This is a genomic window from Enterobacter sp. HK-058-C-ECC, assembly GCF_047531125.1.
GTDB classification, from domain to species: Bacteria; Pseudomonadota; Gammaproteobacteria; order Enterobacterales; family Enterobacteriaceae; genus Enterobacter; species Enterobacter quasiroggenkampii.
This window is the reverse complement of the sequence record NZ_JBLKCH010000038.1, coordinates 1-383: the sequence shown is the minus strand read 5'-3', so window position 1 is coordinate 383 and position 383 is coordinate 1. Positions and strand designations below refer to the sequence as shown.

General features: G+C 46.5%; 1 tRNA gene and 1 rRNA gene. Both read left to right on the top strand.

Features of this window, described 5'->3' with window-relative positions:
- A 16S ribosomal RNA gene (locus ACMWJS_RS22915) occupies positions 1–52 on the top strand; the annotation flags it as partial.
- 85 nt (positions 53–137) lie between these two features.
- Positions 138–213: transfer RNA gene (locus tag ACMWJS_RS22910), tRNA-Glu, on the top strand.
- The last annotated feature ends 170 nt before the right edge of the window (positions 214–383 follow it).

The following is a 383-nucleotide window of genomic DNA, read 5'->3' as shown; positions in this document are numbered from 1 at the left end:
GAAGTCGTAACAAGGTAACCGTAGGGGAACCTGCGGTTGGATCACCTCCTTACCTTAAAGAACCTGCCTTTGTAGTGCTCACACAGATTGTCTGATGAAAAGTAAATAGCAAGGCGTCTTGCGATTGAGACTTCAGTGTCCCCTTCGTCTAGAGGCCCAGGACACCGCCCTTTCACGGCGGTAACAGGGGTTCGAATCCCCTAGGGGACGCCACTTGCTGGTTCGTGAGTGAAAGTCACCTGCCGTCATATCTCAAAACTGACTTGCGAGTCATGTTTGAGATATTTGCTCTTTAAAAATCTGGATCAAGCTGAAAATTGAAACGACACATCTTAAATGGTGTGTTCGAGTCTCTCAAATTTTCGCAATCAGAAGTGAAACAT